General features: G+C 73.6%; 19 protein-coding genes. 8 read left to right on the top strand and 11 right to left on the bottom strand.

The window, feature by feature from the left end; translation table 11 throughout:
* Positions 1–175 precede the first annotated feature (175 nt).
* The 3 genes from ACFO3J_RS26160 to ACFO3J_RS26150 are packed head-to-tail and all read left to right on the top strand — an operon-like array spanning position 176 to position 4,342.
* Positions 176–1,708, top strand: a complete 1,533-nt coding sequence (locus tag ACFO3J_RS26160) for an amino acid permease (RefSeq protein ID WP_386433987.1) — start codon at positions 176–178, stop codon at positions 1,706–1,708.
* Positions 1,705–3,375, top strand: a complete 1,671-nt coding sequence (locus tag ACFO3J_RS26155) for a glycosyltransferase (protein ID WP_386433985.1) — start codon at positions 1,705–1,707, stop codon at positions 3,373–3,375. Before ACFO3J_RS26160 ends, ACFO3J_RS26155 begins: the two co-directional genes overlap by 4 nt.
* Positions 3,376–3,418: 43 nt before the next feature.
* Positions 3,419–4,342, top strand: a complete 924-nt coding sequence (locus ACFO3J_RS26150; protein ID WP_386433983.1) for a DsbA family protein — start codon at positions 3,419–3,421, stop codon at positions 4,340–4,342.
* 82 nt (positions 4,343–4,424) lie between these two features.
* On the opposite strand, the gene ACFO3J_RS26145 is transcribed toward ACFO3J_RS26150, so the two are convergent.
* The 5 genes from ACFO3J_RS26145 to ACFO3J_RS26125 form a co-directional block, all read right to left on the bottom strand.
* Complete coding sequence (locus ACFO3J_RS26145; protein WP_386433980.1) at positions 4,425–6,566, bottom strand: 3-hydroxyacyl-CoA dehydrogenase NAD-binding domain-containing protein; 2,142 nt, start codon at positions 6,564–6,566, stop codon at positions 4,425–4,427.
* Positions 6,563–7,831: a thiolase family protein gene (locus ACFO3J_RS26140; RefSeq protein ID WP_386433977.1), complete on the bottom strand. Its 1,269-nt coding sequence runs from the start codon at positions 7,829–7,831 to the stop codon at positions 6,563–6,565. The genes ACFO3J_RS26145 and ACFO3J_RS26140 overlap by 4 nt, the downstream gene beginning before the upstream one ends.
* Before the next feature lie 154 nt (positions 7,832–7,985).
* Positions 7,986–9,257 carry an HRDC domain-containing protein gene (locus tag ACFO3J_RS26135; protein WP_386433975.1) on the bottom strand — a complete coding sequence of 424 codons (1,272 nt, stop codon included), beginning with the start codon at positions 9,255–9,257 and terminating at the stop codon, positions 7,986–7,988.
* A gap of 220 nt (positions 9,258–9,477) precedes the next feature.
* Positions 9,478–10,143 (bottom strand): response regulator transcription factor, encoded by a 666-nt coding sequence (locus ACFO3J_RS26130; RefSeq protein ID WP_093738920.1) that lies wholly within the window; start codon positions 10,141–10,143, stop codon positions 9,478–9,480.
* Positions 10,144–10,429: 286 nt separating this feature from the next.
* On the bottom strand, positions 10,430–11,056 hold the full coding sequence (locus ACFO3J_RS26125) for a DUF3000 domain-containing protein (protein WP_386433972.1): 627 nt from the start codon (positions 11,054–11,056) through the stop codon (positions 10,430–10,432).
* A 91-nt stretch (positions 11,057–11,147) separates the two neighbouring features.
* On the opposite strand from ACFO3J_RS26125, the gene hemE reads away from it, so the two are divergent.
* Positions 11,148–12,194 carry a uroporphyrinogen decarboxylase gene (hemE, locus tag ACFO3J_RS26120; protein WP_386433970.1) on the top strand — a complete coding sequence of 349 codons (1,047 nt, stop codon included), beginning with the start codon at positions 11,148–11,150 and terminating at the stop codon, positions 12,192–12,194.
* A gap of 37 nt (positions 12,195–12,231) precedes the next feature.
* Here the strand turns inward: hemE and ACFO3J_RS26115 are convergent, their stop codons facing one another.
* Positions 12,232–13,344 (bottom strand): DUF4349 domain-containing protein, encoded by a 1,113-nt coding sequence (locus tag ACFO3J_RS26115; protein ID WP_386433968.1) that lies wholly within the window; start codon positions 13,342–13,344, stop codon positions 12,232–12,234.
* Between the two features lie 133 nt (positions 13,345–13,477).
* Here ACFO3J_RS26115 and hemG point away from each other — a divergent pair, with 133 nt between their 5' ends.
* Both hemG and hemQ read left to right on the top strand, forming a co-directional pair.
* On the top strand, positions 13,478–14,947 hold the full coding sequence (gene hemG / locus ACFO3J_RS26110) for a protoporphyrinogen oxidase (protein WP_386433966.1): 1,470 nt from the start codon (positions 13,478–13,480) through the stop codon (positions 14,945–14,947).
* A 4-nt stretch (positions 14,948–14,951) separates the two neighbouring features.
* Complete coding sequence (hemQ, locus tag ACFO3J_RS26105) at positions 14,952–15,719, top strand: hydrogen peroxide-dependent heme synthase (protein ID WP_386433963.1); 768 nt, start codon at positions 14,952–14,954, stop codon at positions 15,717–15,719.
* Positions 15,720–15,737: 18 nt separating this feature from the next.
* Here hemQ and ACFO3J_RS26100 read toward each other — a convergent pair whose 3' ends face one another.
* The 5 genes from ACFO3J_RS26100 to ACFO3J_RS26080 all read right to left on the bottom strand — a co-directional run bounded on the left by ACFO3J_RS26100 (position 15,738) and on the right by ACFO3J_RS26080 (position 20,080).
* Positions 15,738–16,526: an aminoacyl-tRNA hydrolase gene (locus tag ACFO3J_RS26100; RefSeq protein ID WP_386433961.1), complete on the bottom strand. Its 789-nt coding sequence runs from the start codon at positions 16,524–16,526 to the stop codon at positions 15,738–15,740.
* 144 nt (positions 16,527–16,670) lie between these two features.
* Positions 16,671–17,075, bottom strand: coding sequence for a peptide-methionine (R)-S-oxide reductase MsrB (gene msrB / locus ACFO3J_RS26095; protein ID WP_386433958.1), 405 nt, complete (start codon positions 17,073–17,075; stop codon positions 16,671–16,673).
* Between the two features lie 10 nt (positions 17,076–17,085).
* Positions 17,086–18,480 carry a UDP-N-acetylmuramate--L-alanine ligase gene (gene murC, locus ACFO3J_RS26090; RefSeq protein ID WP_386433955.1) on the bottom strand — a complete coding sequence of 465 codons (1,395 nt, stop codon included), beginning with the start codon at positions 18,478–18,480 and terminating at the stop codon, positions 17,086–17,088.
* Between the two features lie 160 nt (positions 18,481–18,640).
* Positions 18,641–19,108, bottom strand: coding sequence for an indole-3-glycerol phosphate synthase (locus tag ACFO3J_RS26085; RefSeq protein ID WP_386434509.1), 468 nt, complete (start codon positions 19,106–19,108; stop codon positions 18,641–18,643).
* Between the two features lie 198 nt (positions 19,109–19,306).
* Positions 19,307–20,080 carry a pyrimidine reductase family protein gene (locus tag ACFO3J_RS26080; RefSeq protein WP_386433952.1) on the bottom strand — a complete coding sequence of 258 codons (774 nt, stop codon included), beginning with the start codon at positions 20,078–20,080 and terminating at the stop codon, positions 19,307–19,309.
* A 122-nt stretch (positions 20,081–20,202) separates the two neighbouring features.
* Here ACFO3J_RS26080 and zapE point away from each other — a divergent pair, with 122 nt between their 5' ends.
* Both zapE and ACFO3J_RS26070 read left to right on the top strand, forming a co-directional pair.
* Positions 20,203–21,270, top strand: coding sequence for a cell division protein ZapE (gene zapE / locus ACFO3J_RS26075; protein ID WP_386433950.1), 1,068 nt, complete (start codon positions 20,203–20,205; stop codon positions 21,268–21,270).
* 90 nt (positions 21,271–21,360) lie between these two features.
* Entirely contained in the window at positions 21,361–22,272 is a 912-nt protein-coding gene (locus ACFO3J_RS26070) for a PPK2 family polyphosphate kinase (protein WP_386433948.1), read from the top strand.
* Positions 22,273–22,278 lie beyond the last annotated feature (6 nt).

Genomic DNA, 22,278 nt, shown 5'->3' with positions numbered 1-22,278 from the left:
CGATGTGAACGGCCGGGCGTCAGCACGGCGCAGAAGGGGTCCACCCGAACGGGTGGACCCCTTTCGCCTGAGGCGTACGCGTAGGCGCGCCTGGACGGGTGAGGCGACCCACCGGAGTGGAGTAACGACTGCCGCCTCGAAACCGGAGTCGGCGCAGCGATCCGGAGGTGCCCCCATGGTGGACGTCGACACACACGAAGACGACAGACACGAGGAATGGACGGCGCCGCCGTCGCGCGGCCTGTTCCGCACCAAGAGCATCGAGCAGTCCATCGCGGACACCGAGGACCCCGAGCACGGGCTGCGCAAGTCGCTGTCCACGGTGGACCTGGTGGTCTACGGCGTCGGCGTCATCGTCGGCACCGGCATCTTCGTGGTCACCGGCGCCGTCGCCAAGCAGTACGCCGGCCCGGCCGTCGCGCTCGCCTTCATCGCCTCCGCGGTCGTCTGCGGGCTGGCGGCGCTGTGCTACGCAGAGTTCGCCTCCACCGTGCCGGTGGCCGGCTCCGCCTACACCTTCGGCTACGCCTCCATCGGAGAGCTGCCCGCCTGGATCATCGGCTGGGACCTGGTGCTCGAACTCGCCCTCGGCGCGGGCGTGGTGTCCGGCGGCTGGTCCGGTTACGTGGCCGAGCTGCTCTCGCACTTCGGCATCGACGTGCCCGCCCGGCTGAGTCACCGCGGCGGGCACTTCGGCTTCGACATCCTGGCCGCCGGGCTGGTGCTGGTGCTCACCGGCGTGGTGATGGCCGGCATGAAGCTGTCCGCGCGGGTCACCGGAGTGGTGGTGGCCGTCAAGGTCACCGTGGTGCTGGTCGTCATCTTCGCCGGGCTGTTCTTCATCACCGGCAGCAACTACCACCCGTTCCTGCCGCCGTCCCGGCCCAATCCGGGCGGCGGCTCGCACCTGCACGCGCCCCTGGTGCAGGTGCTGTTCGGTTTCACACCGACGTCGTTCGGGGTGATGGGCGTCTTCTCGGCCGCCGCGGTGGTCTTCTTCGCCTTCATCGGCTTCGACATCGTGGCCACCGCCGCCGAGGAGACCCGCAACCCGCAGCGGGACATGCCGCGCGGCATCATCGGCTCGCTGGTGGTGTGCACCGTGCTGTACGTGGCGGTCTCGCTGGTGGTCACCGGGATGCAGAAATACTCCCGGCTGGACACCGCCGCCCCGCTCGCCTCGGCCTTCAAGTCCGTCGGCGCCCCGTTCTGGTCCGGGCTGATCAGCTTCGGCGCCGCGGTCGGCCTCACCTCGGTGGTGATGATCCTGCTGCTCGGCCAGACCAGGGTGTTCTTCGCGATGAGCCGCGACGGGCTGCTGCCGCGGGCCTTCTCGCAGGTGCACCCGAAGTTCGGCACGCCGTACCGGACCACGGTGCTGCTGGGTGTGGTCGTGGCGGCGATCTCCGGGTTCTTCTCGGTCGGCGCGCTGGAGGAGATGGTGAACATCGGCACCCTCTTCGCGTTCGTCGTGGTCGCCGTCGGCGTCGTCGTCCTGCGCCGCACCCGGCCGGATCTGCCCCGCGCCTTCCGGGCGCCCTGGGTGCCGGTGCTGCCGGTCCTGTCGGTGTGCGCCTCGCTGTGGCTGATGCTCAATCTGAGCGTCGAGACCTGGCTCCGGTTCGCGGTCTGGATGCTGCTGGGCCTGGCCGTCTACTTCGGCTACGGCCGCTCGCACAGCAGGCTGGGCCTGGGCCCCGGCCGGTGACCTCGGCGGCACTGCCGGAGGAGGGCGGCACCGCGCCGGTCGCGCTCGCCCCGGTCAGCCGGCTCCGTTTCTGGCTGGGCCTGGCACCGGCGCTGGCGGCGGTGACGGCGCTGGTGCACCTGCCCTCCTTCCTGCGCCCGGTGTGGAACCCCGACGAGGGCTTCCTGGCCATCCAGGCCCGGCTGCTGGCTCACGGCGGGGTCGTCTACCAGACGGTGGTGGACCGCAAGCCGCCGCTGCTGCCCTGGCTCTACGAAGGTGCGTTCGCCGCCTTCGGCGACACCTCGCTGTGGCCGCTGCGGACCGCCGCGCTCCTGGCCCATCTGGCCACCGCGCTGCTGACCGCCTCGCTGGCCCGCCGCCGCTGGGGCGACCGCCCGGGGCTGGCGGCCGGCTTCGGCGTGGCGCTGCTCTCGGTGGGCCTGGCCCCGGAGGACACCCAGGCCGCCAGCTTCGAGGTCTTCATACTGCCGTGGACGGTGGCCGCCCTGTGGTGCGCCGACCGGACCCGCTTCGGCTGGGCGGGCGCCGCGCTGGCGGTCGCCGCGCTCACCAAGCAGACCGGGCTGGCGGCGCTGGTCCCGGTGCTCTGGCTGGCCTGGCGCGCGCCCGGCGCCGGGTTCGGCCGCCGGGCGCCGTCGCCCGGCCGCCGGGGCGCGAAGCCCGATCAGCGGGCGGCCGCCTTCCGCTCCGGTCCGGCACTGGACGGCGAGCCGTGGCCAGGGCCGGACGGGCTCGCCGTACCCGCCGCCGCGCAGGAGGTGCCCGTGGCGGCGCGCGGGCCGCTGGCGCCCCGCTGCTGGGCCCTGCTGCGGGTCGCCGGCGGCTTCGCGGTGCCGGTCGCGCTCGTCGCGGCGGCCTCCGGGCCCGGCCGCTTCGTGTTCTGGACGCTGACCGGCTCCGCCGCCTACGCCTCACCGAGCGGGGCCTGGCTGATCGCGCTGGCCCGGGCCTACGCGAGCCTGACCCTGCTCGGGGTGGCGGCCGGCGGCCTGCTGGTGGTGGCCTGCGCCGGGCTGGTGCTGTGGCCGGCCGCGGTCCCGGCCGATCTGTGGCTGTGGCTCGGCGCCTCGACGGCCGCGGTGGCCACCGGGTTCCAGTTCTACGGCCACTACTTCCTGCAGCTCGTGCCGCCGCTGGTGCTGACCGGGGTGGCGGCGGCACGGCGGCTGCCGCGCTGCTGGCCGGCGGTGACCGCCTGGACGGTGCTGACCTGCGCCGCCTTCGTCAGCTGGGGTCTGACCGCGCCGCGGCCCGAACTCGACCACGCCCGCACCGTCGCCTCCGCCGTACGGGCCCACACGGACCCCCGGCAGCCGGTCCTGGTGTGGGGCATGCACCCCGAGGACTACTGGCTGGCCGACCGCACCCCGTCGAGCCGCTTCCTGACGGCCGGCTTCCTCACCAACTTCAGCGGCGGCCGGCGCGGCGTGCGGGTGGGGGAGCGGTACGCCGTCCCCGGGGCCTGGCGGATCTTCCGCGCCGAGTTCGCCGCGCACCCGCCGTCCCTGGTGGTGGACGACTCCCGGGGCGCCCCGTACGCGACGGACCGTACGCCCACGCTGCGCCGGCTGCTGCTCGACCGGTACCGTCGGGTGGCCGTGGTGGACGGCGCCGTGATGTACGCCCGGGGCCCGGCTTCGTGGAACGGGCGGGACCGGTGGTAGAAATGCGCGGAGAGCAGTGCGGGATGATCGAGGTGGCGTAGTCATGACGGAGTCCAAGGGACCCGACAACCAGGACGGTACGGCGGTCCCTGGCAAGAAGAAGCGCGGCAGCCGGATAAGGCGGCTGCGGCCGTACGCGTTCGGCGTGGTGGCGATGGCCGTGGTGTTCGGCATCTCCGCGGTGATCGGCGCGCACGTCCGGGCCGGCAAGGACGACAAGGTGAGCGCGCCGGCCGGCGAGGTCGGTCCGGCGATCGTGCCCACCGGCACGGCCGGCCCGACCGACTCGCCGACCCCCACCGTCAGCGGCGGCGGCAACCTCAACATGCCGGTCCGCCCGTCGGTCCCGGTGACCGTGACCATCTACGAGGATCTGCGCAGCCCGGTGTCCAAGGCCTTCGCCGCCGAGTACCAGCCGGTGCTGAACCAGCTGCTGACCACCGGTCAGATGCAGATCCACTACCGCCTGGTCACCGCCTCCGACCAGAAGTACGGCGGCGACGGCTCGCTGCTGGCGGCCAACGCGGCGGCCTGCGCGCAGGACCAGGGGCGCTTCACCCAGTTCGTCGACCAGGTCTTCAAGCACCAGCCGGACCCGCAGGACGACAGCCTGGCCAAGGTGAGCGTGCTCAAGAAGCTGGCCGTGAAGGCCCACAAGATCCCGATGGGCAAGTTCGACCCCTGCCTGGAGCAGAAGGACCACCTCGGCTGGGCGAAGAAGTCGCAGGCCGACTACGCCGCCAGCGGCTTCGGTGACGTCCCGGTGGTGCAGATCAACGACACCACGCTCAAGGACGTGACGTCCACGCTGACCCCGCAGAAGCTGCACAGCATGGTCCTGGCCGAGGCCAGGCGGGTGATCGCGATCCAGCTGAAGCCGACCGCCTCTCCCTCCGCCAGCCCGTCCGCCTCTCCCTCGGCCTCCCCGTCCGCCAGCCCCTCCGACACGTCCACGACGAGCGGCTGACCCCGGCGACTGACATGGGTGTGGCCCCGGCGCGTGCGCCGGGGCCACACCCATGTCCGGGGACGGAGGGCGAGCGGGGGAGCTAGACGGGCACGCTCGCCACGCCCGGTGCCAGGAAACGCTTGCCGTTGACGCGCTCGGAGACGCCCTCGCGGTCCAGATAGGGCGTGATGCCGCCGAGGTGGAAGGGCCAGCCCGCGCCGGTGATCAGGCACAGGTCGATGTCCTGCGCCTCGGCCACGACGCCCTCGTCCAGCATCAGGCCGATCTCCTGGGCCACCGCCGCCAGCACCCTGGCCCGTACCTGCTCCTCGGTGAGCACCCGGTCGCCCTGCTTCAGCAGCGCCGCCACCTCCGGGTCCAGCTCCGGCGTGCCGGAGTCGTACACGTAGAAGCCGCGCTTGCCCGCCTTGACGACCGCGGCCAGATTCTCCGAGACGGTGAACCGGTCGGGGAAGGCGCCGTGCAGGGTCTGCGACACATGCAGCCCGATGGCCGGGCCGACCAGCTCCAGCAGCACCAGCGGGGACATCGGCAGGCCCAGCGGCTCGATCGCCTTCTCCGCGACCGGGACCGGGGTGCCCTCGTCGATGATGTTCTGGATCTCGCCCATGAAGCGGGTCAGCACCCGGTTGACCACGAACGCCGGGGCGTCCTTGACCAGCACCGCGGTCTTCTTCAGCTTCTTGGCGACCGCGAAGGCGGTGGCCAGCGACGCGTCGTCGGTGCCGCTGCCGCGGACGATCTCCAGCAGCGGCAGCACCGCGACCGGGTTGAAGAAGTGGAAGCCGACCACCCGCTCCGGGTGCTCCAGCTTCCCGGCCATCTCGGAGACCGACAGCGAGGAGGTGTTGGTGGCCAGGATCGTGTCCGGGCGCACCACCGCCTCCAGCTCGGCGAAGACCTGCTGCTTGACGCCCAGTTCCTCGAAGACCGCCTCGATCACGAAGTCCGCGTCACCGAACGCGGTGGCCTTGTCCAGGTGGCCGGTGACCAGCGCCTTGAGCCGGTTGGCCTGGTCCTGGCCGACCCGGCCCTTGGCGAGCAGCTTGTCGATCTCGCCGTGGACGTAGCCGACGCCCTTGTCGATCCGCGCCTGGTCGATGTCGGTGAGCACCACCGGCACCTCCAGCCGGCGGGCGAACAGCAGCGCCAGCTGCGAGGCCATCAGACCCGCGCCGACCACGCCGACCTTGGACACCGGGCGGGCCAGCGAGGCCTCCGGCGCCCCGGCCGGGCGCTTGCCGCGCTTCTGCACCAGGTTGAAGGCGTAGACGCCGCTGCGCATCTCGCCGCCCATGACGAGGTCGGCCAGCGCCGCGTTCTCCAGATCGAAGAGCGGGTCGGCGTCCAGTCCCCGGCTGAGGTCGACGTCCTTGGCGGCGGCGATGATGTCCAGCGCGCGGTAGGCGGCGGGAGCCGCGCCGTGCACCTTGCCGTCGGCGATCAGGCGGCCTCGGGCCACCGCCCGGTCCCAGGCCTCGCCGCGCTCCACCTCCGGGCGGATCACCTCGATCTCGCCCTTGAGGACGGCCGCGGTCCAGGCCAGCGACTGCTCCAGGAAGTCGGCGGCCTCGAACAGCGCGTCGGCGATGCCGAGTTCGTGGGCCTGGGCGCCCTTCAGCTGCCGGTTCTGGTTGAGCGAGTTCTCGATGATGACGGTGACCGCGCGGTCGGCGCCGATCAGGTTGGGCAGCAGGGTGCAGCCGCCCCAGCCGGGCACCAGGCCGAGGAAGACCTCGGGCAGCGAGAAGGCCGGTACGGACGAGGAGACCGTGCGGTAGGAGCAGTGCAGGCCGATCTCGACACCGCCGCCCATCGCGGCGCCGTTGTAGTAGGCGAAGGTCGGCACCGCCAGTGACCGCAGCCGCTTGAAGACGTCGTGGCCGCCCTTGCCGATGGCCAGCGCGTCCTGGTGCTCCTTGAGCTTCTCCATGCCCTTGAGGTCGGCGCCCACCGCGAAGATGAACGGTTTGCCGGTGATGCCGACACCGGTGATCTCGCCGGCCGCGGCCTCTTTCTCCACCTGGTCGACGGCGGCGTCGAGCCCGGCCAGCGACTGGGGGCCGAAGGTGGTCGGCTTGGTGTGGTCCAGGCCGTTGTCCAGGGTGATCAGGGCGAAGCGGCCAGCGCCCGGCAGGTCCAGATGGCGTACCAGCGCGCTGGTGACGACCTCGCCGGGGAACAGCCCGGCCGCGCGCTTCAGCAGTTCCGCGGTGCTCACTTGGTGCCTCCGTCGCTGTGCCGGGTGGCCGGCTCGGTGCTCGCCCCGCTCCAGTGCGGGTTCTCCCAGACGACCGTGCCGCCCATGCCGAAGCCGACGCACATGGTGGTGATGCCGTAGCGCACCTGCGGGTGGTCCTCGAACTGCCGGGCCAGCTGGGTCATCAGCCGCACCCCGGAGGAGGCCAGCGGGTGGCCGTAGGCGATGGCGCCGCCGTACTGGTTGACCCGCGGGTCGTCGTCGGCGATGCCGTAGTGGTCCAGCAGGGACAGCACCTGGACGGCGAACGCCTCGTTGATCTCGAACAGGCCGATGTCACCGATGCCCAGGCCCGCTTTGGCGAGCGCCTTCTCGGTGGCCGGGATCGGGCCGATGCCCATCACCTCCGGCTCGACACCGGCGAAGGCGTAGGAGACCAGGCGCATCCTGACCGGCAGGCCCAGTTCCTCGGCCACGTCCTCGGCGGCCAGCAGGGAGGCGGTGGCGCCGTCGTTGAGGCCGGCCGCGTTGCCCGCGGTGACCCGGCCGTGCGGGCGGAAGGGCGTCTTGAGCCCGGCGAGCTGCTCCATCGTGGTGCCCGGCCGCATCGGCTCGTCGGCGGTCGCCAGGCCCCAGCCGGCCTCCCCGCCGGAGCCGGCCTCGGACGCGGCGGTACGGCGGACCGCGATCGGCACCAGGTCGCGCTGGATCAGACCGTTCGCGTACGCCTTGGCGGCCTTCTCCTGGCTGCGCACGGCGAACTCGTCGGCGCGCCGCCGGGTGAGCCGCGGGAAGCGGTCGTGCAGATTCTCCGCGGTCATGCCCATGAACATCGCGGACTCGTCCACCAGCTTCTCGGAGACGAACCGCGGGTTGGGGTCGACCCCCTCGCCCATCGGGTGCCGCCCCATGTGCTCGACACCGCCGGCCACCACCACGTCGTACGCGCCGAAGGCGATACCGCCGGCCGTGGTCGTCACCGCCGTCATCGCGCCCGCGCACATCCGGTCGACGGAGAAGCCGGGCACGGTGGTCGGCAGCCCGGCGAGGATGGCGGCGGTACGGCCCAGGGTCAGTCCCTGGTCGCCGATCTGCGTGGTGGCGGCGATCGCGACCTCGTCGATACGCCCGGGGTCCAGGCCCGGGCTCCTGCGCAGCAGCTCCCGGATGCACTTGATCACCAGATCGTCGGCGCGGGTCTCGTGGTAGATGCCCTTCGGGCCCGCCTTGCCGAACGGGGTGCGGACGCCGTCGACAAAGACGACGTCCCTCGCGGTACGAGGCACGATGGCTCTCCCTCTCAAGATGTGGAACCCGGCTCGTCCTTATGCTACTCACGGGTAACCCGAGGCGACAGACCCACGCGCGTAAGCGGTACAGCTCACACCGGGACGGAGGGGCTCCCGGCGCCGCCGCGGACCGCTCGGGCCCAGGCCGGCGCTACTCGGCGGCGGTCGGGGCGGGCGGCGCCGCCGGTGCCGGGCGGGCGGTGAGGGCCTCCGGGAGGAGCGGGGCGACCAGCGCGGTCTGCCAGGGCCGGGCGCCCAGCGAGGCCAGGGTGGAGGTGAGCACCTCGGCGGACAGGTCGGTCGGCGGCGCCCAGCAGACCCGGCGGACGGTGTCCGGCGAGATCAGGTTCTCCTGCGGCAGGCCCAGCTCCTCGGCCAGGGCCGAGACGGCGGCGCGGGCCGCGGACAGCCGCGCCGCGGCGGCCGGGTCCTTGTCGGCCCAGGCGCGCGGCGGCGGGGGACCGGTGTACGCGGCGGTCGGCTGCGGCAGCTCCCGCTCGGGCAGCGCCCGCGCCCGGTCGATGGCCGCCTGCCACTGCTCCAGCTGACGGCGGCCCATCCGGTGCCCGAATCCGGGCAGCGCGGCCAGCGCGTGCACATTCGGCGGGCTCTCCAGCGCCGCCGCGACGATCGCCGCGTCGGTGAGCACCCGGCCCGGCGAGACATCGCGCTCCCTGGCCGCCCGGTCACGCGTCAGCCACAGCTCGCGCACCACCCCGATCTGCCGCCGCCTGCGCACCTTGTGCATGCCCGAGGTGCGGCGCCAGGGATCGACCCGGGGCGGGGGCGGCGGCGCGGCGGCGATGGCCGCGAACTCCTCCATCGCCCACTCCAGCTTGCCCTGGACGCGCAGTTCCTCCTCCAGCGCGTCCCGCAGGTCGATCAGCAGCTCGACGTCGAGCGCCGCGTAGCGCAGCCAGGGCTCGGGCAGCGGGCGGGTGGACCAGTCCACCGCCGAGTGCCCCTTCTCCAGCGCGAAGCCGAGCACGTTCTCCACCATCGCGCCCAGGCCGACCCGGGGGAAGCCGGCCAGCCGGCCGGCCAGTTCGGTGTCGAACAGCGAGGTGGGCCGCATGCCCAGCTCGTCCAGGCACGGCAGGTCCTGGGTGGCGGCGTGCAGCACCCACTCGGTGTCCGCCAGGGCGTCGCCCAGGGTGGTCAGGTCGGGGCATCCGACGGGGTCGATCAGCGCGGTCCCTGCTCCGGCGCGGCGCAGCTGGACCAGATAGGCCCGCTGCCCGTAGCGGTAGCCGGAGGCGCGCTCGGCATCGACGGCGACCGGACCCGAGCCCGCGGCGAAGGCGGCGACAACGCTGCTCAGAGCCTCGGGGCTGGCGGTCACCGGCGGGATTCCCTCGCGCGGGTCCAGCAGCGGGACCGGCGCCGCGGTGGTCGGGGTTGCGGTCTCTCTGGCGTCGGTCACCTGTCAAGGGTAGCCGGGCGGGGCTTTGCCGGTGCTTCTACGCCGCGACGCCGCGTAGAACCAACGGCCCACGCATCACCGGAACGCCCGCCGGCGGAACGTTCCGCCGACGGGCGCTCGCCGACCCGGCGGGTCGGTGGGTCCGGTGGGTCGTATGAGGAGGCTCGCGGAACACGGCGGACGGGGCGTCATCGGCGGCGGTCGCCGACCCGGCCGGCCGTCAGTGGATGATGCCGGTGCGCAAGGCGACCGCCACCATCCCGGCCCGGTCACCCGTGCCCAGCTTGCGGGCGATCCGGGCCAGATGGCTTTTGACGGTCAGCGCCGAAAGGCCCATGGACACGCCGATCGCCTTGTTCGACTGGCCTTCCGCGACCAGCCGCAGCACCTCGACCTCGCGGCCGGACAGTTCGCGGTAGCCGCCCGGGTGGCCGGGGGCTCCCGGCGGGCGGCGCTGCATCCGGGCCGCGGTGGCACCCAGCGGGGCCAGCCCCGGTCGCCCGGCCAGCGAGCCGGGGCTGTTGCGGGTACCGGTCACGACATAGCCCTTGACGCCGCCGGCCAGCGCGTTGCGTACCGCGCCGATGTCGTCGGCGGCGGACAGCGCCAGGCCGTTGGGCCAGCCGGCGGCGCGGGTCTCGGCGAGCAGGGTCAGGCCCGATCCGTCGGGCAGATGGACATCGGCGACGCAGATGTCGCGGGGATTACCGACCCGGGGACGGGCCTCGGCGATCGACGAGGCCTCGATCACATCGCGGACCCCGAGCGCCCACAGGTGTCGGGTGACAGTGGAGCGGACGCGGGGGTCGGCCACGACGACCATGGCCGTCGGCTTGCTGGGACGGTAGGCGACCAGGCTCGTGGGCTGCTCGAGAAGAACGGACACCGGGCCTCCTGTGGCAAAGGGGACTGAAACGGTCACTGTCTCCTTCGGCAGCAATTGCCCCGGGCTTTAGCTAAAGATCACGATTTATTGAGTATCAATTCCGGCAAATCGGACGGCCGATCGAACGGACGGACTGCCGGGGCACGTGTGTGCGCCACGGGCGCGCCGTGCCGGCCGGCAGGTGCCGGGCCGGGCCGCGCCGCCAAGTGCCGTGCGGTGGATCGAGTGCCGGGGCCCGCGCCGGTGCTCGCGGCGCCAGGGCGCGTGCCCCGGGTCGTACCGTCGCTCAGGTGCGCCGCTTGGGCAGCGGGAGCACTCCGGCCCCGCCGCGTACCGCCTGCTCCGGACCGTCGGCCGGCGGCAGCCCGGCGCACGCGCACAGCAGATCGCACCAGGCCGCCAGATGCGCGGCCGTGTCGGGGCCGGCGCCGCCCGGCCCCTCCCGCGGCGTCCAGGACGCCCGGATCTCCATCTGCGTGTCGTCCACCCGGTCCCCGATCGCACCGAAGTAGTGCGACGAGGCGCGCGAGACCGTCCCGCTGGGCTCCTGGTACGCCGCCCCCCGGGCGTCCAGCGCGCCGGTCAGCCACGACCAGCTGACCTCGGGCAGCAGCGGATCGCCGGCCATCTCCGGTTCGAGCTCGGCCCGCACCAGTGTGACCAGCCGGAAGTCGCCGTGCCAGGAGTCGTGGCCGGCCGGCTCGTGCAGCAGGACCAGCCGCCCGTCGGCCAGCTCCTCGCCGTCGGCGAGCACCGTGGCCTCCAGCGCGTACGCGTACGCGGCGAGGCGGCGCGGCGCCGCGGCCTCCTCGATCCGGACCTCGGGCCGGACCCGCGCCGAGCGCAAGCCCTCCACCGCGTGCCGGAAAAGGAAGGGGGCCTCGTCGCCCAAGTGCCCGGTAACCGCTGCCATGCCCGGAAGACTAGGACGCAACGGCCCCGCGCGCCCGCAGCAACACCCGCCCGGGCACGACGGGTCCGAGCGCCGTGCGAAGATTCGAGGCGTGAGTGCGCACCAGCAGACCGCTGCTTCCCCGTTCATCCGCGCCTGCCGGCGCGAGTCCGTGCCGCACACCCCGGTGTGGTTCATGCGCCAGGCCGGGCGTTCGCTGCCCGAGTACCTGAAGCTGCGCGAGGGCATCCCCATGCTGGAGTCCTGCACACGGCCCGAACTCATCACCGAGATCACCCTCCAGCCGGTGCGCCGGCACAAGGTGGACGCCGCTGTCTACTTCAGCGACATCGTGGTGCCGCTCAAGGCGATCGGGTTGGACCTGGACATCAAGCCGGGCGTCGGCCCGGTGGTCGCCGCCCCGCTCCGCCGCCGGGAGGATCTGGACCGGCTGCGCCCCCTGGAGCCCGACGACGTCCCGTATGTCACCGAGGCCATCGGCCTGCTCACCGCCGAACTCGGCCCGACCCCGCTGATCGGCTTCGCGGGGGCGCCCTTCACCCTCGCCAGCTATCTGGTCGAAGGCGGTCCGTCGCGCAACCACGAGCGCACCAAGGCCCTGATGTACGGGGAACCGGAGCTGTGGCGCGACCTGCTCGACCGGCTCGCCGACATCACCGTGGCCTTCCTCAAGGTGCAGATCGAGGCGGGCGCCAGCGCGATCCAGCTCTTCGACTCCTGGGTCGGCGCGCTGGCCCCCGCCGACTACCGGCGCTACGTCATGCCGTCCTCGGTCAAGGTCTTCGACGCGGTCGCGGGCTACGGCGTACCGCGGATCCACTTCGGCGTCGGCACCGGGGAACTGCTCGGTCTCATGGGCGAGGCCGGCGCGGACGTGGTCGGCGTCGACTGGCGGGTACCGCTGGACGAGGCGGCCCGCCGGGTCGGACCCGGCAAGGCGCTGCAGGGCAATCTCGACCCGGCGGTGCTCTTCGCCCCCACCGGGGTCGTGGAGGCCAAGACCCGGGAGGTGCTGGACGCCGCCGCGGCCAGCGGCACCGGCCACATCTTCAACCTCGGCCACGGCGTGCTGCCCAGCACCGACCCGGACGCGCTCACCCGCCTCGTCGACTTCGTCCACCGGTCGACGCGGGCCTGAGCCGCCCGCCCGACCGGCCCGGCGCGCCCGCCGCTCGTCACTCGTCCGCCGGCGGCTCCTCCGGCTGCGGGACCCGCTCCCGCCCGGACTCCGCCGGGTGCCGCGGCAGCGGGAAGGCGAGGGGCGTCTCGGCGTGTTCCCCGGCCCGGTCCGGCCCGCCGCCCGGAGGCCGCAGGGACGGCCGGGTGAGCGGACCCGGCCGCCGGCGCCGCACGACCCGGTAGCCGAACCAGCCGAGCCCCAGCACCGCCAGGAACGGCAGCGCCGCCGACAGCACCACCAGCGCCACCCGCAGGGTCACGAAGAACGCGTGCCAGCCGTTGCCCAGCGCGTGGCCCACCGACCCCCAGAAGCCGTCGTGCCTCGCCCGCTCCGGCGGCGCGGGCCTCGGCTGCGGCTCGCTCAGCCGCAGCGTGACGGTGGCCAGCGCCGTCTGCGACCTCAGCGACGCCTGCTGGGCCTCCAGCGCCTCCAGATCGCTCTCACGGGTGGTCAGCTCGCTCTCCAGCGAGACGATGGCGCTGAGTTGCTGGGCCCGGTCCATCAGAGCGCGCAGCCGGACGAGGCTCGCCTGCTGCGACTTGATCCGGCTGCCGACGTCGACCACCTGACCGGTGACGTCCTCGACCCTCACCGTGCGCGCGGTCAGCGTGCCGAGCCCGGCCAGCTCGGTCAGTACGCGGTCGTAGCCGGCGGGCGGCACGCGCAGCTGGACGGTGGAGGAGGTGCGGCCGGCGGCGTCCACCGAGGTGGTCTCGTCGCCCGCGTAGCCGCCGGCCTCGGCGACGTAGGAGCGGGCCCGGTCCAGTTGCCGCTCCACGTGCGGGGTGCGGACACTCAGGTCCGCGGTGCGCGCCAGGTAGGCGGGGGAGGCCGGGACGGTTCCGGGACCGGCGGTGCTCGCGCCGGTGCCGGTGCCCGGCGCGCCGCCGGGGCCCGCCGCGGTGGTCCCGGCGTCGTCGCGGGCGGCGGCCGGCGCCTTGGCCGCCGAGCCGGCGCTGGAGTCCGCGTGGTCGGACGCGCCACACCCCGCCACGGTCAGCGCGGCGGCCAGCAGGACGGCGCAGACCGCCGCCGGCCGCCCCCGTCTGCGCCGCCGGTGGTCGCGCCGACCTGCGGGCAGCGCGGGCGAACCGGAAAACTCTGACATCAAATCCCCCCGGGATCAGGGCCGTTGGAACACCGACGCCGTTTGGACGGATGGCCCGCCCGGCCGGTTGCCGGTCCGCGGTCCCGAAGGGGTCACGTTCGGAACTCGATCCGGAGTCTGCGACAGTGGACGGATGAGCCAGAAGCGCACCGAGCCCGCCGCCCGTCCCCCGGCCGGAAGCGCCGCCACCCCGGCGCACACGGTGGTCGTCGGCGGCGGGATCTCCGGGCTCGCCGCCGCCTACGACCTGGCGCGCGCCGGGGTCCGGGTGACGCTGCTGGAGGCCACCGGGCGGCTCGGCGGCAAGCTCTGGGCGGACGAGATCGCCGGAGTGCCGGTCGACCTGGGCGCCGAATCGCTGCTCGCCCGCCGGCCCGAGGCGGTCGGCCTGGCCCGCGAGGTCGGGCTCGCCGACGACCTGGAGCCGCCCGCCGTCCTCGGCGCCACGCTGTGGACCCGGGGCCGGCTGCGGCCGATGCCCCAGGGCCATGTGATGGGTGTACCGGGCGATCTGGGACCGCTGGCCGCCTCCGGAGTGCTGTCCGCCGCCGGACTGGCCCGGCTGCCGCTCGACCACGTCCTGCCGCGTACCGAGGTCGGCGACGACATCGCGGTCGGCGCCTTCGTGGCCGCCCGGCTCGGCCGCGAGGTGGTGGACCGGCTGGTGGAGCCGCTGCTCGGCGGTGTCTACGCCGGCGACGCCTACCAGCTCTCGCTGCGGGCCACCGTCCCGCAGCTCTATCCGGCGGCGCGCGACGGCCGCTCGCTCATCGAGGCCACCCGCGCGATCCAGCGCGGCGCCGCCGCCCGCGGCGCCACCGGACCGGTCTTCAACGGCATCCGCGGCGGGGTCGGCCGGCTGCCGCTCGCGGTCGCCGACGCCTGCCGGGCGGCCGGCGTCACCATCGAGACCGGCGCCCCCGTCCGCGAACTGCGCCGCACCGGGACGCGCGGCTGGCAGATCGTGCTGGCCGACCGGACGCTGCGGGCCGACGCGGTGGTCATAGCCGCGCCGGCGCCCGCCGCCGCCCGGCTGCTGACCGCCGAGTCCCCGGCGGCCGCGGCCGACCTGAGCGGTGTCGAGTACGCCGGCATGGCTCTGGTCACCATGGCCTTCCGCCGCCGCGACCTGCTCCAACTGCCGGTCAGCAGCGGCTTCCTGGTCCCGCCGGTGGACGGCCGGACGATCAAGGCGTCCACCTTCTCCAGCCACAAGTGGGGCTGGCTCGCCGAGGCGGGCGCCGACACCTTCGTGCTGCGCACCTCGGTCGGCCGCCACGGCAGCGAGGCGGACCTGGCCTGGGACGACACCGACCTGGTCCGGCTGTCCCGCGAGGACCTGACCGAGGCGGTCGGTCTGCGGGCCGCCCCCATCGCGGCCCGCGTCACCCGCTGGGACGCAGGACTGCCGCAGTACGCGGTCGGGCACCTGGACCGGGTGGCACGGATCAGGGAGCACGTCGGCAAGCTGCCGGGGCTGGCGGTGTGCGGCGCGCTCTACGACGGGGTGGGCGTCCCCGCCTGCGTCGCCGGCGGGCGCCGGGCGGCGGCCGACGTCCTGGCCACCCTGGTGCCGGAGGCCGGCGGCGGCGCGGGAGAATAGCGGCATGACCGACGCGAATCCCGCCCACGCCCACGCTCACGACCCGGCCGCCGAGGGCGCCGCCGAAACCGGCAAGGCGCCGAACGCCGGGAAGAAGGCCAAGGACCTCAACGACGTCATCCGCTACACGCTCTGGTCGGTGTTCCGGCTGCGCGAGCTGCTCCCGGCGGACCGCGCGGGCTACGCGGAAGAGGTCGAGGAGCTGTTCGGCCAGCTCGCCGCGAAGGACGTCACCGTACGCGGCACCTACGACGTCTCCGGGCTGCGGGCCGACGCCGATCTGATGATCTGGTGGCACGCCGAGACCGCCGACGCGCTCCAGGAGGCCTACAACCTCTTCCGCCGCACCCGGCTCGGCCGCGCCCTCGAACCGGTCTGGTCCAACATGGCGCTGCACCGCCCGGCGGAGTTCAACAAGTCGCATGTGCCGGCGTTCCTGGCGGACGAGACCCCGCGCTCGTATGTGAGCGTCTACCCCTTCGTACGCTCCTACGACTGGTATCTGCTGCCCGACGAGGACCGCCGCCGGATGCTCGCCGACCACGGCAAGATGGCGCGCGGCTACCCGGACGTCCGGGCCAACACCGTCGCCTCCTTCACGCTCGGCGACTACGAGTGGATCCTCGCCTTCGAGGCCGACGAGCTGCACCGGATCGTGGACCTGATGCGGCACCTGCGCGGGTCCGAGGCGCGGCTGTACGTCCGCGAAGAGGTGCCGTTCTACACCGGTCGCCGCCGCTCGGTCGGCGAACTGGTGGCCGGACTGGCCTGAGCCGGCCGCCGGCCCCCCTCAGCCACCCGCCCGGGGCGCCTGGAGCGCGCCGGGCAGTCCCCGGCCGGGCCGCAGGTCCGGGTGGTCGGCGACCACCGTGCAGGAGCCCGGGGCGATCTCGGTGAAGCCGGCGTCCCGGACCACCGGCAGGCCGGCGGAGATCAGCCGGCCCCAGTCGGCGGTGGTGGCAGTGCGGACCGACAGCGGGAAGCCGGCCGCGCGCCAGGCGTCGCGCCGCGCCTCGGACAGCTCCCACCAGGCGAGCTGGGCGCCGTGCCCGGCCTGCGCCATCGCCTTGCCCGCCGACATGGCGACCTCCGGGCTCATCCACAGCACCGGCAGCGCCGGGTCGGCGGGCGGCGGCGGGACCGGGTCGTCCAGTTCGGTGCCGGAGACCTGGAGGCGTGCCAGGTCCTTGGGCCAGCCGTCCAGCGGCACCGGCGGGAAGACCCGCACCTCGGCGGCGGCGCCGGTCACGGTGATGCCCGGCAGGGCCTCGGCGCGCCGCCACTCGGTGCCCCGGGCCCGCCGCACCACCTTCCTGATCCGCGCGTCCTGCCAGTCCCGTACCGCCTCGGCCCACTCCCCGCCGGGGGCGGTCGCCCGCTCGTCGGTCAGCAGGGTCAGCACCGCCCGGGCGGCCGTCTCCAGCGCGTCGGTACGGGCCGGGGGTGTATCGCGCTCGATCCGCACCACGAGCGGAAGGACGTACTGCGGTCTGGCGTCCCGGTCGGCGGCTTCGTGCCGGAAAGGGCCGGGCTCGGCGGGACCGGGAAGCTGCGGCCGGTCGGCGGGGGTGTCGCTCACGGGGCCAGTCTGCCACCGGGCCCGCGGGGTGAACCCGGTGGCCGACCGGTCCCGGGAACGCGGCCGGCGGCCCGGACCTGGTGGAGGTCCGGGCCGCCGGGGCGGTGACGAAGGGTGACAACCGCATGACCGCGGTCGGCGTGATCAGCTGGTGGGAGCCATCCGCAGCGAGATCGAGTTGATGCAGTAGCGCTGGTCGGTCGGGGTGTCGTACCCCTCGCCCTCGAAGACGTGGCCGAGGTGGGAGCCGCAGCGGGCGCAGCGCACCTCGACGCGGGCCATCCCCATCGAGCGGTCCTCGATCAGCTCCACCGCGTCGGACTTGGCCGGGTCGTAGAAGGACGGCCAGCCGCAGTGGGACTCGAACTTGGTGTCGGAGCGGAACAGCTCCGCCCCGCAGGCGCGACAGGAGTACACACCCTCGGTCGTGGTGTCGGTGTACTCACCGACGAAGGGACGCTCGGTGCCGGCCTGGCGCAGGACCGCGTACTCCTGCGGGGACAGCTCCGCACGCCACTGCTCGTCGGTCTTCTTCACTTCATACGACATGGAGGTCCTCTCAGCTTTCGAGGCGGGCGAGAATCTGGGGGCCGAGGTCGGTCACATCGCCCGCACCCATGGTGATAACGAGATCACCCGCCTTCGCCATTCCTGCCACGAGCGCGGGGACCGCCGTCTTGTCGTGTTCCGCGGTCACGTCGCCGCCGGCCGCCCGGGCGGCCTCGATCACGACGTCGCTGCTGACCCCCGGAATCGGGTCCTCGCGGGCCGGATAGATGTCCAGCACCACCGAAGCGTCCGCGAGCGCCAGCGCGGCGCCCATCTCCGCGCCCAGCTCCCGGGTCCGGCTGAAGAGATGCGGCTGGAAGACGACCAGCACCCGCGAGTCGCCCGCCGAGCCGCGGATCGCCTCCAGGTCGGCGGCCATCTCGGTCGGGTGGTGGGCATAGGAGTCGATCACCTGGACACCCGCCGCCTCGCCCTTGAGCTGGAGGCGCCGGGCGACGCCGGTGTACTTCGCCAGCGCGGCGGCCAGATTGCCGGCCGGGGCGCCGATCGCCACCCCGGCGGCGAGCGCGGCCACCGCGTTGTGCGCGTAGTGCCGGCCCGGCACGGAGACGGTGAAGGTCGTCAACCGGCCGTCCAGCAGGACGGTGACCTCACTGGTCAGGCCGCGCGGGTTGATCCGGGTGATCCGCACGTCGGCGTGCTCCGACTCGCCGACGGTCACGATCCGCAGCGTCCCGATGCCCCGGACCCTGGAGGTCAGCTCGACGGCGCCCGGCTGATCGGCCGAGACCACCAGGGTGCCGCCGGGCCTGATCTTGCCGACGAACGTCTCGAAGGACTGGTAGATCTCTTCCAGCGACGCGTAGTTGGCGTGGTGGTCCAGCTCCACATTGAGGACGACCGCGACCTCGGGGGAGTAGACGTGGAAACTGCGGTCGCTCTCGTCGGCCTCGGCCACGAAGACCTCGCCGTCGCCGTGCCGGGCGTTGGAGCCGGGGGCGTCCAGCTCGCCGCCGATCGCGTAGGACGGGTCGAGTCCGAGGGCGGTGAGCGCGACCGCCAGCATCGAGGTGGTGGTCGTCTTGCCGTGCGTACCGGCCACCGCGATCGGGCGGGCGTCGCTCATCAGTGCGGCCAGCGCGTCGCTGCGGTGCACCACCGGGACACCGCGCTTCCCGGCCGCCGCCAGCTCCACGTTGTGCGGGCGGATGGCGCTGGAGACGACCACCGCGGTGGTGTCCGGCGCGAGGTTCGCGGCGTCGTGCCCGATGTGCACGGTGACGCCCAGCGCGCGCAGCGCGTCGACGGTCTCGGATTCCCGGTGGTCGCTGCCGGCCACCCGCGCCCCGCGCTGGGCCAGGATCTTCGCGATGCCCGACATTCCGGCGCCGCCGATGCCGATGAAGTGCGGTCGGTCCAGGGCGGGGGGAACGGACGGGCTCATGCGAGGCTCTCCCGGGGGTGGTGGTCCAGTACGTGTCGGGGCACCGATTCTCGCACTTCCGCGAGGCGAAGCCGTACGGCACCGCGAGGGCGTCAGCGCGGTGCGCGGGTCCCGCCGCCCGAAGCCGCGCCGGCGGCTGCCCCGCCGCGCGCGGACTGGCTCAGTCTTGCTCCGCGAACAGCTTGAGCACCGGGACGCCCACCTTGTGCCGGGCCCGGGAGGTCCAGTCGCGGTGGAAGAACTCCTCCACGAAGTGCGGCGCGGTCAGCACGATCACCTCGTCGGCCCCGGTCCGGTCGACGACGGTACGCAGCGCGTCCAGCGGGTGCGTCTCGACGACCTCGCCGACCGCCTCGGCGCCGGCCTTCCGCAGCGACTCCAGCGAATAGGCCAGGGCCCGCTCGGCCGGCGGAAAGGCCTCCTGGCCCTCCGGTACGGCGTTCTCCCGGGCCGCGTCCTCCAGATGGCCCAGCGCCACATCGTCCACGGCCCGCAGCAGCCGGTCCTGGTCGCCGCGCGGCTGCATGAGGACGACGAAGGAGACCTGCTCGTCACCGTGCAGTGTGGTGACCATCTCCACATCGGCAGGGGCGAGTGGCTTCTCGATCATGAGTACGGTCGTGAACACGGACGCGTCCTTCTTTCTCATGGAGCTCATGGGCCACCGGCCTTATTCGGCCAACGGGCCGCCACAGGGACCATCCTGCCCCGAACTTCACCGGACACCGCAATCAGTGTTCCCGTGCCGGGCGAAACGGAACAGCGGAATCCGTTTTTTCGCCGGGATCTTCGGGAATCTTCCGGGCGTCTTCCAGCTGGCCGAGCGTCACCGGCGGACGTAGCGGGTGAAGAGGAAGCCGTCCTCCTCCAGCACCGACACCGGCCCGAAGCGGGCCGGCGGCAGGACCCCGGGACCGCTCATGATCCGGGGCGCGTCGCCGCCGGTGAGCACCGGGGAGACCGTCAGGCACAGCTCGTCGAGCACGTCGGCCGCGGCGAACTGCGCCAGCACGCGCGGACCGCCCTCGTGCAGCAGCCGGGTGAAGCCCAGGGCGGCGACCTCGCGGACGGCCCGCGCCGGGTCCACGCCGTCGCCCTCGCCGGCCACCACCACCCGGGCACCGGCCGCGCGGGCCGCGTTCAGGGCGCTGCCGGGAGCGCCGGCGCCGGTCAGCACCAGGGTCGGGGTGAGCGGGGCGGTGAACAGCGGCGCGCCGAAGTCCAGATCGAGGCGGCGGGAGATCACCGCGACCGCCGCGGCCGGCGGCTGTCCGGCGGCGGCCCGCCGGGCGGCGAAGACCTCGCGGGCCTTGGCCGGGCGGTAGCTCTCCTGCCGTACGGTCTCGGCGCCGACCAGGATCAGGTCGGCCAGTGCCCGCAGCGTGCCGAACACGCGCATGTCGGCCGGCGACGACAGCGGTGCGGACTTGCCCTCGGCCCGCGCCGCGCCGTCCACGGAGGAGACCATGTTCGCCCGCAGATACGGCGTGCCGGCCGGCCGGTCCGACGGGTAGGCGTAGGCGTCGGCCAGCCCGAGGACACCGTCCAGGTCCCGGTCGTCGGTCGCTTCGGGCCCCGGACGGGGAAACAGCCGCTGCATGGCGGAAGTCTCGCACGGACGTTTTCCGCCCGCCCGCCGCCGCGGCCCGCCCGACCTGGGCGGCTGCCCGGCTGCGGGGCCCCGGCGAAGCATTAAGCTCGACACCCGTGTCCCCTTCCGCGATGACCACGCAGGGCCCCGGGTCCGCCGGTCCCGTAGCCCTCAGCACGCGCCGGCCCGAGGTCGAGGTGTCCCGGCTGGTCGCGGACATGGTGCCGCCGCCCCGCTTCGACGGCGTGCGCTTCGAGACCTATGTGCCGGACCCCGGTCAGCCGAGCCAGACGGCGGCGGTGAAGCGGCTGACCGAGTTCGCCGCTTCGCTGGACGCCGGGCGGGACGAGAGCCCCAAGCGGTGGTTCCGGCGCGAGCCGCGGACCGCCCCCGCGCCCGGCGGGGTCTATCTGGACGGCGGCTACGGCGTCGGCAAGACCCATCTGCTGGCCTCGCTGTGGCACGCCACCCCGGCGCCGCGCGAGCGGAAGGCGTTCGGCACCTTCGTGGAGCTGACGAATCTGGTGGGGGCGCTCGGATTCCAGCGGGCCGTGCAGGCGCTGCAAGGGCACCGGCTGGTGTGCATCGACGAGTTCGAGCTGGACGACCCGGGCGACACCGTGCTGGTCTCCTCCCTGCTGGGCAAGCTCGCGGACGCCGGGGTGCGGCTGGCCGCGACCTCCAACACGCTGCCGGGCAGGCTCGGGGAGGGCAGGTTCGCCGCCGCCGACTTCATGCGCGAGATCCAGGGGCTGTCCGCCCGCTTCACCTCCCTGCGGATCGACGGCGAGGACTACCGCCACCGCGGCATGCCCCAGGCCCCGCGCCCCCACACCGACGAGCAGGTCACCGCGACGGCGCTGCGCACCCGGGGCGCGTCGCTCGACGATTTCGGGGCGCTGACCGCGCACCTGGCCACCGTCCACCCGAGCCGCTACGGAGCGCTGTGCGACGGGATCAGCGCGGTGTTCCTGCGCGGCGTCGGGCAGATCACCGACCAGGCCACCGCGCTGCGTCTGGTGGTGCTCGCCGACCGGCTCTACGACCGCGAGGTGCCGGTGATGACCTCGGGGACGCCCTTCGACCGGCTGTTCAGCGAGGAGATGCTGGCCGGCGGCTACCGCAAGAAGTACTTCCGCGCGGTGTCACGGCTGACCGCGCTGGCGCGCGACGCCGAACGGCTGAGCCCGTCGCTCTGAGCCTGTCGGTCCGAGCCCGGTGGCTCGCCGGGGCCTCCGTCCGGACCGGGCGGCTGGCGGCGCGGGCCGAACCGGCGCACGATCGTGTGCATGGCCACGTCGAAGTCCCCCTCGAAAGCCGGACCCGCGTCCGGGTCGGACGCCGGGCACGGGCTGCGCGGCGCGCAGTTGCGGTCCCTGCTGCGGATCGCTCCCCACAGCGGCCCGGTCGACCTCGCGGCGTACGACGCCGGTGCCACCCCCGGCGGCCCGAAGGGCAAGAAGCAGGGCGTCGCCGAGACCGAGCGGATGCGGGTGCGGCTGGCCGGGCTCCAGGAGAAGCTGTTCGCCCAGAGCACCGCCGGTGACCGGCGGCGGCTGCTGGTGGTCCTCCAGGGCATGGACACCTCCGGCAAGGGCGGCACCGTCAAGCATGTCGCCTCCGGCCTCAATCCCGGGGGCCTGCGGGTGCGCGCCTTCAAGACGCCCACCGACGAGGAACGCGCCCACAATTTCCTGTGGCGCATCCGCAAGGCGCTGCCCCTGCCCGGTGAGATCGGTGTGTTCGACCGCTCGCACTACGAGGACGTGCTCATCGTCCGGGTGCAGAATCTGGTGTCGGCCGCCACCTGGAACCGCCGCTACGCCGAGATCAACCGCTTCGAGCGGTCCCTCGCCGACGACGGCGTGACCGTGATCAAGCTCTTCCTGCACATCAGCTACGACGAGCAGCTCGACCGGCTGCTGTCCCGGCTGGACAACCCGGCCAAGCACTGGAAGTTCACCCCGGGCGACATCGAGGACCGCGAGCGGTGGCCCGCCTACCAGGAGGCGTACCAGACGGCCCTGGAGCGCTGCTCGACCGAGAACGCACCCTGGTATCTCGTCCCGGCCGACCACAAGTGGTATCGCAACTGGGCGGTGAGCCGGCTGCTGCTCGAACACCTGGAGGAGATCGACCCGGCCTATCCCAAGGCGGACTTCGATGTGGCCGAGAACCGCCGCTCGCTGCTGGCGACCTGACGTCGT

It is taken from the genome of Streptomyces polygonati (assembly GCF_042650325.1).
Lineage (GTDB): Bacteria > Actinomycetota > Actinomycetes > Streptomycetales > Streptomycetaceae > Actinacidiphila > Actinacidiphila polygonati.
Note: the sequence above shows the minus strand (reverse complement) of the source record. Positions and strands in the feature narration are given on the sequence as shown.